The sequence below is a fragment of the Sphingobacterium detergens genome (assembly GCF_003610355.1).
Classification (GTDB): domain Bacteria; phylum Bacteroidota; class Bacteroidia; order Sphingobacteriales; family Sphingobacteriaceae; genus Sphingobacterium; species Sphingobacterium detergens.
On the sequence record NZ_RAPY01000003.1, the window covers coordinates 510,442 to 526,849 of the forward strand.

Here is a 16,408-nt window from a genome sequence, read left to right on the forward strand (position 1 = left end):
TTTATTGGTGTGATTTTATAGCGACTTTATTTGCCCTGTCCGTACTTGAATTTTTTATTGATGGTAACAGGCAATTTTCCTTTAGGAACATTTTGTCCCAATATTGTTTTGGCAGCAGCTTGCTGCATAAAAGCATCATTTTGATAAGCGAGCAAAATTGTCTTCGCTTTCTTCGATGCTTCTACCCCATCTAATGCATATACATTTGTAAATAGGGTCAAGATGGATTTTTTTGCAAACTTCTTCATCAGGTTCTGTACATTTTCATTCAATTGCATTGTAGGACGTGGGCGTAACCGCGTATCGTGTACAGCGATGATGTATTGCTTGTTTTTCTTGATTTCTTTCACAAGACGTTTCATATCATCTTTGCTCAAGCTGTCTGGCACAAAATATTGTGTTTCGTTGGTCAATCCCGACGCCAGTTCGTTCTGGAATGTTTGATTGGCAGCAACACCGACATTGATAATCGCTGTAGGTAGATCTTTTTTAAGGGATTTTAATTTTTCGGTGCTGTTGAGGGCTGTAATAGCAGCATTGGACAATTCATCAATCAGCTGAACTGCAGACGTTCTATGTAAATCGGCATACAGATTCTGCTGCGGGGTTGCCTGGTATTTGTCTAGGCCTAACCAGAGTTTAGCAGCCAATACTCTTTTCACACGTGCATCAATATCTGCCTGCGAGATCCGACCTTCTTCAATTGCTTTCAGAATAAGGTCAATTGCGCGTTTACTATTTTCGGATACCTCAAGGAGATCGTGTCCGGCAATGATTGCCTGAACATCGGCTTCACCATTCGGGAAGAATTTTTTGACGCCTTTCATATCCATCGCGTCAGTCACTGTTAAGCCTTTAAAGCCAAGTTCATTCCGCAATAGATCTGTAACAACCTTTTTAGAAATAGAGGATGGCATATTCGGGGTGTCATCCAAAATAGGGATATTCATATGCGCAACCATAACCGCTGGTGCACCGGCTTTAATAAGTTCTTTGAAAGGGTACAGTTCCAGCGTATCCAATCTGGTTTTATCAAAAGGAAGCTTAGGCAGGTCATAGTGTGAATCTACATCTGTATCACCGTGTCCCGGGAAGTGCTTAATGGAAGCCAAGATACCACCATCCACCATACCGTCCATATAGGCTTTCGCTTTTTTGGTGACATTATATTTATTATCGCCAAAAGAACGAATACCGATGACCGGATTTTTGGGGTTGTTATTGATGTCCACATCTGGTGCAAAATTGAAATGCATACCGATACGATGAAAATCCAGCGCAACCTCACGTCCCATGCGATAGATCAATTGATTGTCCTGCACAGCACCGAGCGTCATCTGATAAGGGAATGACAACGTAGAATCCGGCATACGCATACCAAGCCCCCATTCTCCATCAAAAGTGATCATTAAGGGCACTTTAGATAAAGACTGATAACGATTGAACATGTCCACATGACGCACAGGACCGCCCTGGAAAACCACAAGACCACCCAGATGTTCATCTTGAACAACCTGCGCCACGGAATCAATATATTTCTGACCAAGATTAGTATGTGCCCTTACAAGGAACAACTGGGCCACTTTTTCCTTTGGAGTCAAGGTATTAAATACGGCATCTACCCAATCATGCTGGGAATTGATGTATTTTACAAAATCTTTCTTGTCCTGTGCCTTCGCAAATGATAGCGCACTGGCCAATGCCAATAGGCCCAGACTGAATTTTTTGAACATAAATTAGTTTGTATAATGTCTTAAATAGAATACTAATAACGTTATTATTTTGGATAATATGAAATTGTTTTTGCAACAATTTTATTAAAACATGCAACAAGATGCATTTCGAACACAATAAAGGGGAATATAATGATACAATACCTGAGAAGTGCTGCCGGATGTACCTATTGTTTATCGTTGATTTTGTCGGGAACCGATTTCGGGATGAATCTGGTTATGGATTTGATTAGGTAATGAACGCCAGTTATAGCTAAGTCTCTGCAATAAGCTTAAGCAAGCCTAAAATACCCAAGAGTAAAAGCAAAAGAAGTACCAGCTGTAAGCTTAAACAATCAGAATCTAAATACTCATTACTAAATACTAGGTACTAAAAGATAAGATGAGGTATCAGCTGTAAGCTTAAACAACCAGAATCTAAATACTCAATACTAGATACTCAATACTATAATCTAAAGCAAATTATACTTTTTCTCCAGAAACAGTGTCAATTCCATAACATGCTCCAATTCGCCGATGGCTTCCTTTTTCCAAAATGAATCAATGATCAAGAGGAGAAATTGCGTTTCCAATTCAGGATTTTCATAGCCCAGTTCTTCAAAAGCACGATGGATAATCGGCTGCACTGGTTTCATAAACTGCTCATGTTGTTGTTTGGAGAACGGGTGATGCGACAGTCGTTCCTGTAATTTCCAGAATATGGGTTCGGCACTGACCAACTTATTGGGAAGGTTGATCATAGTACGTAAGAAGTCTTTGGGTTCACGATAGGTCATCATCCCACGGTGATGGGTCAGGACCTTGCGATATCCGGATTTGATCAAATAGACCAAGAGTGCGTCTTTGTTACCAAAATGTTTGAATATCAAAGCCTCAGAAACGCCAGCGTTCTGCGCTATTGTTTTGGTAGACGTATTGGTATAGCCCTGGTCTGAAAAAAGCAGCAATGCTTCTTTCATAATACGCTCTTTTCTACTCAAAACACTTTCTTTCATATACTATGCCGTTCAGTTGATTTCTAATTCTACTGCAAATATATCTAATCTTTCCGTTCAGTTAGGATTATTGTAACTAAAATGATAGTAATTCGTATCAAATAGTCGCATAAATTTGACAAATAAAAAAAATAGAACCAACAACAACGCCTAAAGCCACGCAGACATCCTCAACCAATGAAAATCAAGACCTGGACAACTGTTATACTCTCCCTTAGTTTAATGCTGTTAAAAATGAATGCTTTTGCCCAGCAGTATATCTCGGGGAAGCTCATGGATAGCAACGGTTCAAAACCTATTTCAGGTGCCAGTGTTACGATCATTGCCTTAAAAGACTCCAGTAAGCTGCAAACACCAACGGATATCCTGGGCAAGTTTACCAGTATCACACTTCCCAATGGTGATTATCTGATTTCGGTACAGCCAATGGGCTATACGGCAGATATTCGGAAGATCAAATTAGCTGGTAAAACTGTGGAGGTCAATTTTAAGCTCAACAGCTCGGAGATCGTACTGGACGAAATCAGCATCTCACCGACGAGTATACAGGTGCGAGGCGATACCTTAGAATTTGATGCCAAAAAATATGTTACACCTGAATTTGCGGATGCCGACGAACTGGTCAAACAAATCCCGGGTGTAGAAATTGACGAAGATGGTAATGTAAAGGCGCAGGGGGAAGCCGTAAGTAAGATTATTATTGATGGTCGCGAGTTTTTCAGCACCGATCCAAAAGTCGCCCTTAAAAACTTACCTGCGGATGTCATTGCCAAAGTTCAGCTTATTGATGACAAAACCGAACAAGCAAAATTCAGCGGATTTGATGATGGCAAACGCCAGAAAGTGATCAATATTGTCACCAAACCGGATAAAAGAAAATCTTATTTTGGCAAAATCAGTGGCGGAGCTGGTCCGGATGAGAAGTATGCCATCAATACGCAGGTCACCAAAATGAATCCAAAGCGTCAATATTCCATAGATATCAATACCAATAACGTCAATCAGCCCAATGGTTTTGCGCCACGAGGCAACACGCGGGGGCGTACAGGACAGGGCGTCACAACACGTTTCAATGCTGGATTCAACTATCTCGACCGTTTTTTTGCGGACCGGATGGATTTCAACGCCAATTATACCTACAACTATACCGACAATAATACCATCAGCCAAAACAAAACGGAATATACGGCAGGCAATAGAGCCAACCAGATCAACAATCAACAGCAATCTGGCAGCACCTACACAAACAATCACGCTTTCTCCCTGCGCGCGAACTGGAAAATAGATTCTATTCAAAAATTGGACATACAGCCCAATTTCTCCTACCAGAGCAACAATAGACATAGCAGCTCGCTGGGCAGTACCTTATTAAACCTGAGCGAAATGCTCAACCAATCCGACAGGAACAATAGTAGTTTTGGCGAAAATTTCAACTGGGGCGGGGATCTGACTTATATGCGTAGGCTAAACAAACCGGGACGAACCATTAGCTTCAACTTTAATGGTTCTTTCAGCACAAACAAGGGGAATGCCGCAAACTATGCCCTGAATACCTATTATAGAAATGGGGAGTTTAGTCGAATTGACACCACAAACAATCGTAATTACTCCAATGGTGACAACAATGGCTTTCGCTCAAAAATTGCCTATACGGAGATGCTGGATAAATATTCCCGTTTGCAGGGTAATTACACCTTCCGAAATACGGCCCGTTATTCTGACCGTAAAACGTATGAATTCCTCGCAGAAACCGAACAATTGGGAGAATTGAAAAACCGTCTTTCGAATGAATTTCGCAATGACTTTGTTTACCATAGTGCTGGGGTATCCTATTTATTCAATAAAAAAGATAGTATACGATTTCAAATCGGATTGGATTATCAGACCGCCAATCAGTTAAACGACAAACTATTTCCAAACAAATTAAAAACAAAGAGCCATTTCAACAGTCTGCTGCCAAACTTAAATTTCCAGTATAATTTCAACAAGGAAACACGTATTGAATTACGCTACAATGCCAAAACAAATACGCCTGCAATTGAACAGTTACAAGACTTTATAGATAATCAGAACCCACTACGTATTACTTCAGGCAACCCAAACCTAAAACAGGAATATGACCACAACCTGGTTATGCAGTTTAGGTCTATCAATAAGGCTTCTGGCCGAAGCTTTACATCAGATTTTACGGCAGATTTTATTCAGGATAAGATTTCAAATACCATCTTTACAACCGATTCGGCATTTACCATTGAGAACGATGTCATACTGGGACCGGGAGGGCAATATATCAAACCCGAAAATTTTGATGGTGTCTACAACCTAAAGTGGCACAATAGCCTTGGTTATCGTATAGAACCCTTAAAGCTCAATATCAACCTAAATAATAATCTATATTTCAATCAAAACTACACCTTGTTGAATCTGGAAAAAGTAGATGCAAAAACATATGGTATGAGTCAACGCGTTGGCGTGAACACAGCGTTCAGTAAGGAACTGATCATCGGATTGGATTATAATGGGAATTTATCGTATTCAAAAAATTCGGCAACTGAAAAATCCAATTATTCTGTTTATAAACATACCATCAGCAATTCCATTGCGTTGACATTATTGCAAAGCTGGACCTTAAATTCGACGTTCAATTATTTATATAACGGAAGTATCCTCAACGCCCCCAGCACAACGAGTTTATTGTGGAATGTTTCTGTCGGCAAGAAGCTGTTCAAAAGGAGAAATGCAGAGATCAATCTAACGGTTTTTGATATTTTTAATGACAATAAAAACGTCAATCAACAGGTCAACGACCTTTGGGTACGTGTATCCCAATCCAATGCAATTACCCGATATGCTATCTTGAGTTTCACCTATCATATACGGGGTATGGGTGGGAAGGCTAATCGAATGCGAAAAGAATAAAAAATCTCCACGTGGAACACAGTTATCAATCCACTGTAAGCATATAGCCGACCCCTCGTATATTGGTAATTTTGATCCTTGGGTCCTGGCTTAAATACTTCCGTATACGGCTAATAAATACATCTAGGCTTCGTCCTGTAAAGTACTTATCGTGGCTCCAATAAGCACGCATGATCTCTTCTCTGGCGATCACCTTATCTTTCTGTTCGTAGAGCTTACGGAGGAGTTCACTTTCACGAAAAGACAACTTGAGCATTTCATCCTGATAAATCAGCTGGTGCTTTAAACTGTCTAGTGTATAATCACCGATCATCAGCTTCTGTCCAAAGAGCATTTTGGGGCTATTCTTTAACAGGGACTCGATCCGTACGACCAATTCTTCGATTTTAAACGGTTTTTTGACATAGTCATCTCCCCCGAGACGAAATCCCCGGACCACATCTTCTGTCTGCACTTTCGCTGTTAAGAAGATAATGGGAAGCAAGGTGTCCATCTCGCGGATTTTTGCCGCCAAGGTGAACCCATCCATGACAGGCATCATCACATCTACAACCATTATATCCGGTTTCGCTATGCTAAAAGAATCCAAGGCCTCCTGCCCATTGTTGCAGTGTACGACATGAAAACCATTGGCCTCCAGACTATCTGCAACAATCATCGCCAGACTCGGTTCGTCCTCTACGTATAAAATATTAATCATAATTCCTGTTGTTCAATAATAATGCTTTTTCTATACTAACGTTATGTTGAAGATAGCTTTCTTTAGGTTAATATGGTAACCTGATCATAAAAGTACTCCCTTTTTCCAGCTCACTCGCTACACTGATCTTGCCCTCATGGCGTTTGACAACCTGCTTAACATAAGCAAGCCCCAGTCCAAAACCTTTCACATCATGTAAGTTGCCCGAAGGTACCCTAAAAAACATATCGAAGATCTGCTGATGGTATTCTGCTGCAATACCTTTGCCATTATCCGTAATATGGATCTGGACATGCTCCTTAGCCCCTTTTATTTCAACTTTAATCTTAACATGTGGTCCAGCATATTTAATGGCATTCTCCAATAGATTATTGATGACATTTTTCAAATGGGACTCATCTCCTTTGATCAGGATCGATCCAGGATCAGCAAAGAGCTCCACCTCGACTGTTTTTGTTTTATTAAGCTGAGCCACTTCAATCGCACTTGCCACCATCGCGACAATATCAAAATCCGACCGTTGCAATACTATTCCCCGAGAGGCGTCAATATCCATCTGCAAGACCTTTTCAATCATGCCGGAGAGGTGTTCAAGTTCCTTTTTAGAAATATCAAGGTAACGGTCCATCTTTACCTTATCTTCCCGCACCCCGTATAATTGTATGGCTTCAATCGCCGCCATTACGGTGGATACTGGAGTTTTCAATTCATGGGTCATATTGTCAACAAAGTTCTTTCGGAGCTCCGCCATTTTATTCTGTTTAAAAATGGTTTTCATCAGGTAAAAGAAGGTTCCTAACAAAAGACCAATCAACAACAGCGAAATCAGTAACTGCCAGCTCAAGCTGTACAGCAGGTATTTCCAATCCTCCTGAAATTTGACAACGAGGAATTCATTCTTTAGGGGGTTGACCATCATCGGTCTGGTCCAGGCCAGGTTCTTTTCCCTATATTCGCGACGTACGTCCTTCACCTGTTCACGTGGAATCGTCACGATACTTAGTTCATAGGGTACCGAAATGCTTTTATTGCTCAGTGATTCTTTGAATTTATTGTCGATCTGGTCTAGATTCGTTTTGTTCATTTCAAAATCACGGAACAAAAAGGGCGGAATAATGGCATTCTGATGATCACGATCTTTGGAATACATTTTACCTTTTCGATCAGGATCTCCACGAAAAGCATGCTCTTTGTGCGGCTGGCGGGCACGTACCCTTTGCAAAGCCTGATCAAGCTCCGTCTCCGGTACCGCAGGTAGAAGTTCTTTTTTCACATCGTTGAGCAGCTGATCTCTTTCGGTCTCAGGTCCATCCAATCGTTGATCACCATTTTCCGCCTGGTATACCTCCTGCACCGCATTAAAGAGCGACCGCTCAGCTGTGGACAGAAAAAGATCCCGCCGATTGGTATAACTTCCGTAAAGCCAGATCCCCAACACAACGGTGATTCCTGTGCCTATTAAAACGATCAAGCTGATCAGCAATTTAAATCTTCTACCCATAATGAAAACAAATTTAAATTACTAGATTTGCAATCGCTGTGGTAATTAACCATATTTAACAAAATATAACACTGATTAACAGTAAGCATTGATTACTTTTGCACTATTCAAAAATTAATATGATCAAAAACTTTAAGAGACGTAGTATACAATTTTTACTTCCACTTTTTACGTTGGCAGCTTTTGTCGGTTGTAATAAAGACATTTCACTTTCTTTGGATAACTCAAGAGATGAAACGATTGGCGTAGTACCAATTGATACTGTTTCCGTGAAAGTTTCCACTTACCAATTGGATCCTCTTCCAACTTCAAATACGGGGACGATTCTGGTAGGAAAAAATAGCAATGCTGTCACTGGTACTGTCAAATCAACTTCTTATATGCGTTTGGGAATTGGTACAATAAACAGTACCGCCATTCCAGATGATGCGGTATTGGATTCTGTGTCTTTGGTTCTAAGTCCAAACAAATACTATTCTGGTGATACAACCAAAGTGCAAAAAATCGCTGTTCATCGTGTTACGGATGATATCACCCTGACACCAATTGATCCGACACAGCCAACGACTTCACGACCATTTTATGTGACTGCAGCCAGTATATTCAGCAATAAAAAATTTGCTTATGAAAACACACCATTAGCAGAGCTGTCCTTTAACCCTCGTGTCAAAGCAACGGATTCATTGTTCTTTAAATTCAATAGTACCATTAGCAATGAACTTTTCAGATTGATCAAAGATGGTGATAACAGGATTCAAAATAACACGAGTTTTCAAGAATATTTCAAAGGGTTAGCGCTTGTTCCAGATAATAACAATACAGCGATTATCGGCTTTAAAGACACTGTTTTCCTACAGGTGCATTATTCTTTTGAAAACAATGAGGGAAACAAGACAAGAGGCAAGCAGTATTTTGCTATTGACAGCAAAACATACCAATATAACCAAATTGAAACAGATCGTTCTGCGACAAAGTTTTCATCTATGACGCTATCAAATCCGCAGATTGATGTTGAAAAAACCAACGGAAATACATTCTTAGAAGGTTCAAGTGGTGTTGTAGCGAAAATTGAGTTCCCTACGTTATTATCATTGGTCAATGATCCAACAATTTCAATAAATAAGGTGGAACTTGTCATTGAAGCAGAAAACAACCCACTGGAAGGCTATGAGCAACCAAGTAATTTGGTTCTTATGGTCGCAAATAGCGAAGGGACGCCTGTTAGTGCCTTAGCATCATTAGAGACTGCAAACGCAATGCAAGTGGCTCGATTGATTAAAATTGGAGACGCGAATGGTAAATACACCTTTAATTTGATTGATTATTTAAATAAAATTAAAACAACAGCATATAAAAACACTTCATTATATCTATCTTTACCCCCATTGCCAGTACCAGTTGGAACTGTAGGTGGGACTTCAGTAGCAATACCTCCACAGCTCTCAAGTACAGCGAATCGGTTGATATTGGCAAAAGATGGTAATGATCCAAGAATTAAATTAAACATCCTTTATACTAAATTTCAATAATTTATGAACAAGAAAAATTGGCTACTCGTATTGTCAGCTTTTGTAGTTACAGTTACATCATTCTCTTCTTGTAAAAAAAGCGACGACAACACTGAAGATAAATCTACTGAGTGGTTTCAAAAAGCAGCTTACAAAGGTCCACAAACTTCCTCTGCAGCAAGTTTTGTAATAAAGAACATCGCTTATGTAACTACAGGTCAATCAAACAATGCAGGTAGCAAGCCTGTTAACCTAAAAAATACCTATGCTTATGATCCAGCATCTAATACGTGGAGCGAAAAAGATCCATTAGCGGATAATAACGCAGAAAGTAGTGGTCGTCGTGGCGCAATTGCTTTTGCTATCGGAGATTTTGGCTATGTAGGTGGCGGTAATGATGGCGCAAACTTCTTGAAAGATTTCTATAAATTTGACCCTTCAGCAGACAAAGGAAAACAATGGACTAAAGTTGCTGATTTACCTATCGTATTAGCAAATGCTGTAGCATTTACTATCGGAGGAAAAGCCTATGTGGGTACAGGAGAGACAACGATTGCAAATGGTACTTCCTTTACCAATCAGTTTTTCAAATATGACCCAGATTTAAATAAATGGGAAGCAATTCCTGATGCTCCATTTACAGCTAAGAGAAAAGGTGCTTTTGTATTTGTATCGGGTAATGCTGCATATGTTGGCGGCGGAGTTTCCAATGGTGGTTACCCAGCAGATTTTTACAAATTTGATGGTAGCAAATGGACACAATTAGCAGATCTAAACAGAAACGATGGCACATATAGTTATGATATGACTCGTTCTAATGCTGCTGCTTTCGTTATCGGCAATAGTGGTTTCTTAGCTGGTGGATTAAAAGGGACTGCAACAAGTTCAGTTGTGAAATATAATATCAGCGGCGACTATTGGACAAGTGACAATACAGCCCTTGGTGGTGGTGCAAGACAAGATGCTGTTGCTTACACAATCGGATCAACTGGTTATGTTGCTACAGGTCTAAATGGTACAACTCGTTTTGATGATAACTGGAGCTTTGTTCCTGTTTATTAATAACAAAATATAAATCAATAGAAAAGGGATGGAACATATGTTTCATCCCTTTTTTTATAGTGTCTGTTTTTTCTGAAAGTGTCTGTTTTCTATTGGTCAGAAAGAACCTTCAGTTGATTTCCATGGCTATTGATGCTTATAAGAGCATGAAGGTTCTATTGATTCTCGTTTTTTCCTCAAGGTATCAATAAGCTCACAGCCCTAGGTTTATTGGCCAAAAAGAACTTTCAGTTGATTTCCATCGCTGTTTGCGTTTGTGAAAGCATACAGGTTTTACGACAAGATCTGTCTTTGTTGGTTTCTGTCTGATCGCTTTAGTTATAGAGGCCAAGATGTAAAGTGGTCCCTGCGATATCGAGTGGCGGCTACTTTTTAATGTTTGAAGGATCCATGCATCAATATCCAGCGTGCGAATTTATATGAGTTTGTGTTTCTCAGGAGGTCTATCCTGGACCAAGTCGCCTCGCATGAACGATCAATACCCTTTACATGATATTGGCGCTGTTAGACTCACAGTAAAAAGAAAAGCGATACCCAGGGACATCGCTTTTCTTTATATGCATTTCGCTTAATACGCGCTATTTTTCTATTGCTTTGATTTCATACAGTGTATTCCACAACTTACCAGTTACGAACAAGCGTTTATTGGCTTGATCATAGGCGATTCCATTCAGCTCATTATCATAAGCTGAAGTATGTTCATAGATTCCGACCAGATTAATCCTACTCTCTACAGCACCTGTCTCTGGATTGATAATTGCGAGAACATCCTTTTGATAGACATTCGCGTAAACTTTTCCATCAATATACTCCAATTCATTCAATTGATCTACGGGACCATTCTCATCATATACACCAATTGAGCCCAACTCTTTACCAGTAACGGCATCCAGGAAGAACAATTTATTGGAGCCATCTGACTTAATTAAACGCTTGCCATCATAGGTAATCCCCCAGCCCTCTTTACTATTTTCGTATTTAAATGAGCTCTCTTTTGTAAATGAATTTTTATCAAAAACGTATCCCTCACCTTGCTGCCAGGTTAGCATAAACAATTTATTACCCACTAACGTCATCCCTTCAGCGAAAGTTTTCTCATCGAATTTGATTTCTTTCAAGACCTTTCCAGTCGTCAGGTCTACTTTTCTAAGATTAGACTCACCATATCGTCCATTTGATTCATACAATACGCCATCGGCAAACTGAAGTCCTTGGGTAAATGCTGTGGTATCATGCGGGTATTTGTTGACAACCTGGAATCCATAGTTCTTTGCACTTGCAGGAACCACATAGAACGTGCTGGATACGGAATCTGACTTACCACCACTATAGACTGTTGCAGAAATATTGCGTGTACCATAGGCCATATCTTTGGTCTCTACAGTGATCGCTACAGTATCTGTAGAGGAGCCAACATGTTTGTCGTCCACAAAGTAAGCGACAGAATCCATGGTAATTGCGTCAAATTTCAATTTTAATTGTACTTGACTGCCCTTTAAAACGGCTTGGTTTGCACCTGGTGACGCAAATTCCAAAGCAGATTTTTTCGATTTACAAGAAGCAAAAGCAAGTGTTGCAATCGCAATAAAATACGTTATTTTTTTCATCCGTATAAATTTGTTTATTCATATTGTGATGAAGCTATCAGATTTATTCATCGAGTGTATGTTTTAAGCGGCATTCATGAGCTCGCTTTGCTCGGTTTGAATAAATCATGATGGTTTCATCTATATAATCTATTTTTAAAACTGATGAAACGATCGCATTTTTATAAAACAGTATGTTTGAATAAACCGTAATCGTTTCATCTTTATAATACAAAAAGTCTGATTCAAAACCAGAAATTTGGTAATCTGATGACTTACACAGCCAAGATATTTCATTTCAGATCGAATAGCGCAATACTATTCTCAACTATCCCAAAATGCATCTTTAATATAAGTAAGTTCTGCATGTGTGCTATTCGTTACCGCTACGACATCGAATCTCACCTCACCACTATATGCATGTTTTAATATATAGGCTTGCGCCGCCCGAATCAGTCGCCGTTGCTTGCGCACATCCACAAATTCATAAGGCTCACCGAAATCTGTCGTCGAACGTGTTTTCACCTCCACGAATACCAGGGTATCCCCATCCATGACGATCAAATCTACTTCTAAATTCTTAAATCGCCAATTTCTTAACATTATTTTATAGCCCATCTCGATCAGGTATTCCATGGCCAACTGTTCGCCCTGTATTCCTATTTCAAGATGTTTCGCCATATTATCCGGATTACTTTACAATCGTATTTCCCAAAAATCCCCCCAATAAACGCTCCGCTTCTTTGAGTTTTTGATACTTAAAGATAAGCACTTCCAGATTAGCAACATCCTGTTCTTGCTTCATTTCCTCACGAATATGATGCATTTCTGCGCCTATCTTTTGCTTTTTTATCCGATAGATAGCCTCTACAACCAATTGTTTGAGATGCTCATACTCCTGAGTCACATAGATCTTGCGTTTATCGTCATTCCAATTTTCACTGAGTGAATATTTCGTCGCCACGCAATTGATCGCCAGTTCGGACACTGCGGAATCAGCATGGGAATAGAATAATTTTGCATCGGGGATTTCGTAATTTTCAGCAGCATCCCGATAAGCTTTCAGAATAAATGCAGCACCCTTATCTTTAAATTCGATATCGCTGATATTACCCAACAAGACACCTGCAACCGGAATATCGCCATCCCCTTCCCAGGTCGCCAGGTAATCGCCGTAGTTGATCAGGATACGGACGATCTCACGTTCCTGCAGGATCTCAGCGGTCAGCTGAGTAGGCTGCTCCGTTGCTTCCATTGCCGGCACACCTCCACGCTCATCATCTGTCATAAAGAAATCAGGCGGTGGACCATCCATTCCAAAAGGTGGCATACCCGTATTTGCTGGGGTATTTTGAGCTTTGCGAGAGGCATCCTTATCGGCCTTTTTTGCCTTATTCAGCCTTATCTTGTTGAGCTCAGCAAGCAAAATACGTTCCTCAATATCCAATAAATTGCTACATTCCCGAATAAAAACAGAAACTTTAATCTCATCGGGAATCAAAGCAATACTTTCAACAACATCACGTATTACTTCTGCCCTTTTGATCGGATCGTTGTTGGCATCGCGAAGTAAAATATTAGTCTTATAGAAGATAAAATCCTGCTGATGAGATTTCACGTAATCCTTAAAGGCTGTGGCTCCATAGGTTTGCACATAGGAATCAGGGTCATTCCCATCCGGGAAGAGCAATACCTTTACATTTAACCCTTCTTCCAGCAACATATCGGTACCACGCAATGAGGCTTTTATACCTGCTTCATCCCCATCATAGAGTATAGTGACATTTTTGGTAAATCTGGAAATCAATTTAATCTGACCTGTGGTCAAGGAGGTTCCCGAAGAAGAAACCACATTTTCAACACCGGCCTGATGTACAGATAGAACATCCGCATAACCCTCGACGAGATAGCAGTTGTCCTCTTCCATAATTGCCTTTTTGGCAAAATTCAACCCATAGAGTACATCTGACTTATGATAAATCTCACTTTCGGGTGAGTTTACATATTTAGCGACCTTCTTATCAGTCTTTAGCGTACGTCCACCAAACCCGATAATACGTCCGGTTAGATTATGGATCGGGAACATGACACGCCCTCTAAAGCGATCGTAGAGCGATTTATCGTCACGCTCAATAGCCAGTCCACTTGCAGCCAGGTAATCCGGATGGAAGCCGGCTTCCTGTGCCTTATCCACCAGTGCCGTCCACTCTTCGGGCGAATAACCCAGTTCGAATTTCTTGATGATATCCTCGCGGTATCCCCGCTCTTTGAAATAGTTGAGTCCGATGACTTGTCCCATTTCACTTTTCCAGAGCTGTTCTACGAAAAATTTACCGGCCCAGGCACTCAAGACATATAGACTTTCTCTTTTATCCTGCGCAGCGAGCTGTGCTGGAGAACGTTCAACCTCTTCAATCTCAATGGAATATTTATCAGCCAGGTAACGAATCGCTTCGGGATAGGAGAACTTTTCCAGTTCCATCACAAATTTGAGTGAATCCCCCCCAACACCACAGCCAAAACATTTGTAGATACCTTTTGAGACAGAAACGTGGAATGAAGGTGTTTTTTCGTGGTGAAATGGACAGTTTCCGATCAACGAGGTACCACGCTTCTTTAAATCAACGAAGTCACCCACCACTTCCTCTATCCGTGCCGTTTCCAGTACTTTGTCAATAACTTCTTGCTTTATCAAAATCGTGCTCCTATTTTTAATGTAAAATTAGTATAAATCTGATAGATTTTAGTCCCGATCCAATTATTTATACCAACCCTTTACTGTCTAATCAAACTGCTCAAAAAGAGATTTAACCCCAGCTAATCCGCCCACTTTAGTTCTTATACCTTCAAAATGAGCCGAACAAAGGCTCCGATGGAACCTCTATGCTACAATAACGTCCTGTTTTTACAGTTTCGAAATGAAATATTGACTTTTATCGACAAAAAACAATTTCGAATTCTTTACATTTGTTGTTCAATTTATAGCTGATTAAGATAATCAAAATGAGTAAAACTATCAAGAAAATATGCTGTATAGGAGCTGGTTACGTGGGTGGGCCAACCATGTCGGTTGTTGCGAAACAATGTCCTCATATTGAGATCACCATTGTTGATATGAATGCCGAGCGCATTGCAGCCTGGAATGATGAAAACCTGGAAAACCTCCCTGTCTATGAACCGGGACTCCAAGAAATCGTTGCTGAAGCGAGGGGGCGCAATTTGTTTTTCTCAACCGATATCAACAAGGCTATTGATGAGGCCGATATGATTTTTATTTCGGTCAATACCCCAACCAAAAATTACGGAAAAGGAAAGGGGATGGCTGCGGATTTAAAATATATCGAGCTATGTGCTCGTCAGATCGCTTCAGTCGCCAAAGATGATAAGATTCTTGTCGAAAAATCCACTCTTCCGGTACGTACAGCAGCGGCATTGAAAAGTATCCTTGATAATACCGGTAACGGTGTGAATTTCCATATTTTATCAAATCCGGAATTCTTGGCCGAAGGGACGGCAATACAGGATTTGATCAATCCGGACCGTGTACTTATCGGCGGTGAAAATGAAGAAGCAATTGCAGCATTAGTGAATATTTATGCGCATTGGGTAGATCAAAGCAAAATCTTGACGACAAATCTATGGTCTTCCGAGCTTTCTAAATTGACCGCCAACGCTTTTCTGGCGCAACGGGTCTCTTCTATTAATTCGATCTCTGCTCTTTGTGAGAAAACGGGAGCCAATGTCGATGAGGTATCCAAAGCGATTGGTATGGACACACGTATCGGCGCTAAATTTTTAAAAGCATCGGTTGGCTTCGGCGGATCATGTTTTCAGAAAGACATTCTCAACCTCGTCTATATCGCACGCAGTTATGGGCTTACGGAAGTCGCTGAATACTGGGATCAGGTTATTTTAATGAATGATTATCAAAAGCAACGTTTTGCTGACAATATCATCCAGACATTGTACAATACGGTATCAGGAAAAAAGATTGCCTTTTTGGGCTGGGCGTTTAAAAAAGATACCAATGATACGCGTGAGTCTGCGGCGATCTACGTAGCCGATTATCTGTTAAATGAACAGGCCGAAATTACAGTATACGATCCGAAAGTATCTGCGGAACGTATTTACGCTGACTTGGATTATCTGAACACGCGTTCATCGGAAGAAAATAGGCTCTTGGTCAAAGTTGTCAATACGCCTTATGAAGCCTGTGACGACGCACACGCTGTTGCCATATTAACAGAATGGGATGAATTCAAAAGCTATGACTGGAAGAAGATAAAAGATCAGATGAAGAAACCTGCCTTTGTATTTGATGGCCGGAAACTATTGAATCGAAAACAGCTTGAAGATCTCGATTTTAAATATTATGCGATAGGCGAATAACCGCATCACGAGATA

Annotated in this window: 12 protein-coding genes; 5 read left to right on the forward strand and 7 right to left on the reverse strand. The window is 40.4% G+C overall.

Annotated features, from left to right (window positions below):
• Positions 1-26 precede the first annotated feature (26 nt).
• On the reverse strand, positions 27-1,733 hold the full coding sequence (locus DFQ12_RS17715; RefSeq protein WP_120260373.1) for a glycoside hydrolase family 3 protein: 1,707 nt from the start codon (positions 1,731-1,733) through the stop codon (positions 27-29).
• Between the two features lie 101 nt (positions 1,734-1,834).
• Between DFQ12_RS17715 and DFQ12_RS28515 the strand changes: the two genes are divergently transcribed.
• The gene (locus tag DFQ12_RS28515; protein WP_279634414.1) at positions 1,835-1,966 is read left to right on the forward strand and encodes a hypothetical protein; all 132 of its coding nucleotides are present in this window, start codon (positions 1,835-1,837) and stop codon (positions 1,964-1,966) included.
• Positions 1,967-2,185: 219 nt separating this feature from the next.
• On the opposite strand, the gene DFQ12_RS17720 is transcribed toward DFQ12_RS28515, so the two are convergent.
• Positions 2,186-2,728, reverse strand: a complete 543-nt coding sequence (locus DFQ12_RS17720) for a TetR/AcrR family transcriptional regulator (RefSeq protein ID WP_120260374.1) — start codon at positions 2,726-2,728, stop codon at positions 2,186-2,188.
• A 177-nt stretch (positions 2,729-2,905) separates the two neighbouring features.
• Between DFQ12_RS17720 and DFQ12_RS17725 the strand changes: the two genes are divergently transcribed.
• A complete protein-coding gene (locus DFQ12_RS17725; protein WP_120260375.1) occupies positions 2,906-5,647 on the forward strand; it encodes an outer membrane beta-barrel protein in 2,742 nt (913 codons plus the stop codon).
• 25 nt (positions 5,648-5,672) lie between these two features.
• Here the strand turns inward: DFQ12_RS17725 and DFQ12_RS17730 are convergent, their stop codons facing one another.
• A complete protein-coding gene (locus tag DFQ12_RS17730; RefSeq protein WP_120260376.1) occupies positions 5,673-6,347 on the reverse strand; it encodes a response regulator transcription factor in 675 nt (224 codons plus the stop codon).
• A 67-nt stretch (positions 6,348-6,414) separates the two neighbouring features.
• Positions 6,415-7,848 carry a sensor histidine kinase gene (locus tag DFQ12_RS17735; protein ID WP_120260377.1) on the reverse strand — a complete coding sequence of 478 codons (1,434 nt, stop codon included), beginning with the start codon at positions 7,846-7,848 and terminating at the stop codon, positions 6,415-6,417.
• Between the two features lie 119 nt (positions 7,849-7,967).
• Between DFQ12_RS17735 and DFQ12_RS17740 the strand changes: the two genes are divergently transcribed.
• Complete coding sequence (locus DFQ12_RS17740; RefSeq protein WP_120260378.1) at positions 7,968-9,377, forward strand: DUF4270 family protein; 1,410 nt, start codon at positions 7,968-7,970, stop codon at positions 9,375-9,377.
• Between the two features lie 3 nt (positions 9,378-9,380).
• The gene (locus tag DFQ12_RS17745) at positions 9,381-10,418 is read left to right on the forward strand and encodes a Kelch repeat-containing protein (protein ID WP_120260379.1); all 1,038 of its coding nucleotides are present in this window, start codon (positions 9,381-9,383) and stop codon (positions 10,416-10,418) included.
• Positions 10,419-10,996: 578 nt separating this feature from the next.
• On the opposite strand, the gene DFQ12_RS17750 is transcribed toward DFQ12_RS17745, so the two are convergent.
• From DFQ12_RS17750 to dnaG, 3 genes are all read right to left on the reverse strand, one after another.
• Positions 10,997-12,025, reverse strand: coding sequence for a glutaminyl-peptide cyclotransferase (locus DFQ12_RS17750; protein ID WP_120260380.1), 1,029 nt, complete (start codon positions 12,023-12,025; stop codon positions 10,997-10,999).
• 303 nt (positions 12,026-12,328) lie between these two features.
• Positions 12,329-12,685, reverse strand: a complete 357-nt coding sequence (locus tag DFQ12_RS17755; protein ID WP_120260381.1) for a YraN family protein — start codon at positions 12,683-12,685, stop codon at positions 12,329-12,331.
• A 10-nt stretch (positions 12,686-12,695) separates the two neighbouring features.
• A complete protein-coding gene (gene dnaG / locus DFQ12_RS17760; protein ID WP_120260382.1) occupies positions 12,696-14,699 on the reverse strand; it encodes a DNA primase in 2,004 nt (667 codons plus the stop codon).
• Positions 14,700-15,007: 308 nt separating this feature from the next.
• Between dnaG and DFQ12_RS17765 the strand changes: the two genes are divergently transcribed.
• Positions 15,008-16,393 carry a nucleotide sugar dehydrogenase gene (locus tag DFQ12_RS17765; protein WP_120260383.1) on the forward strand — a complete coding sequence of 462 codons (1,386 nt, stop codon included), beginning with the start codon at positions 15,008-15,010 and terminating at the stop codon, positions 16,391-16,393.
• Positions 16,394-16,408 lie beyond the last annotated feature (15 nt).

Coding starts and splice junctions, on each gene's coding strand:
- DFQ12_RS17715 (WP_120260373.1), bottom strand. CDS start 1,733: ATGTTCAAAAAATTCAGTCTGGGCCTATTGGCATTGGCCAGTGCGCTA.
- DFQ12_RS28515 (WP_279634414.1), top strand. CDS start 1,835: ATGCATTTCGAACACAATAAAGGGGAATATAATGATACAATACCTGAG.
- DFQ12_RS17720 (WP_120260374.1), bottom strand. CDS start 2,728: ATGAAAGAAAGTGTTTTGAGTAGAAAAGAGCGTATTATGAAAGAAGCA.
- DFQ12_RS17725 (WP_120260375.1), top strand. CDS start 2,906: ATGAAAATCAAGACCTGGACAACTGTTATACTCTCCCTTAGTTTAATG.
- DFQ12_RS17730 (WP_120260376.1), bottom strand. CDS start 6,347: ATGATTAATATTTTATACGTAGAGGACGAACCGAGTCTGGCGATGATT.
- DFQ12_RS17735 (WP_120260377.1), bottom strand. CDS start 7,848: ATGGGTAGAAGATTTAAATTGCTGATCAGCTTGATCGTTTTAATAGGC.
- DFQ12_RS17740 (WP_120260378.1), top strand. CDS start 7,968: ATGATCAAAAACTTTAAGAGACGTAGTATACAATTTTTACTTCCACTT.
- DFQ12_RS17745 (WP_120260379.1), top strand. CDS start 9,381: ATGAACAAGAAAAATTGGCTACTCGTATTGTCAGCTTTTGTAGTTACA.
- DFQ12_RS17750 (WP_120260380.1), bottom strand. CDS start 12,025: ATGAAAAAAATAACGTATTTTATTGCGATTGCAACACTTGCTTTTGCT.
- DFQ12_RS17755 (WP_120260381.1), bottom strand. CDS start 12,685: ATGGCGAAACATCTTGAAATAGGAATACAGGGCGAACAGTTGGCCATG.
- DFQ12_RS17765 (WP_120260383.1), top strand. CDS start 15,008: ATGAGTAAAACTATCAAGAAAATATGCTGTATAGGAGCTGGTTACGTG.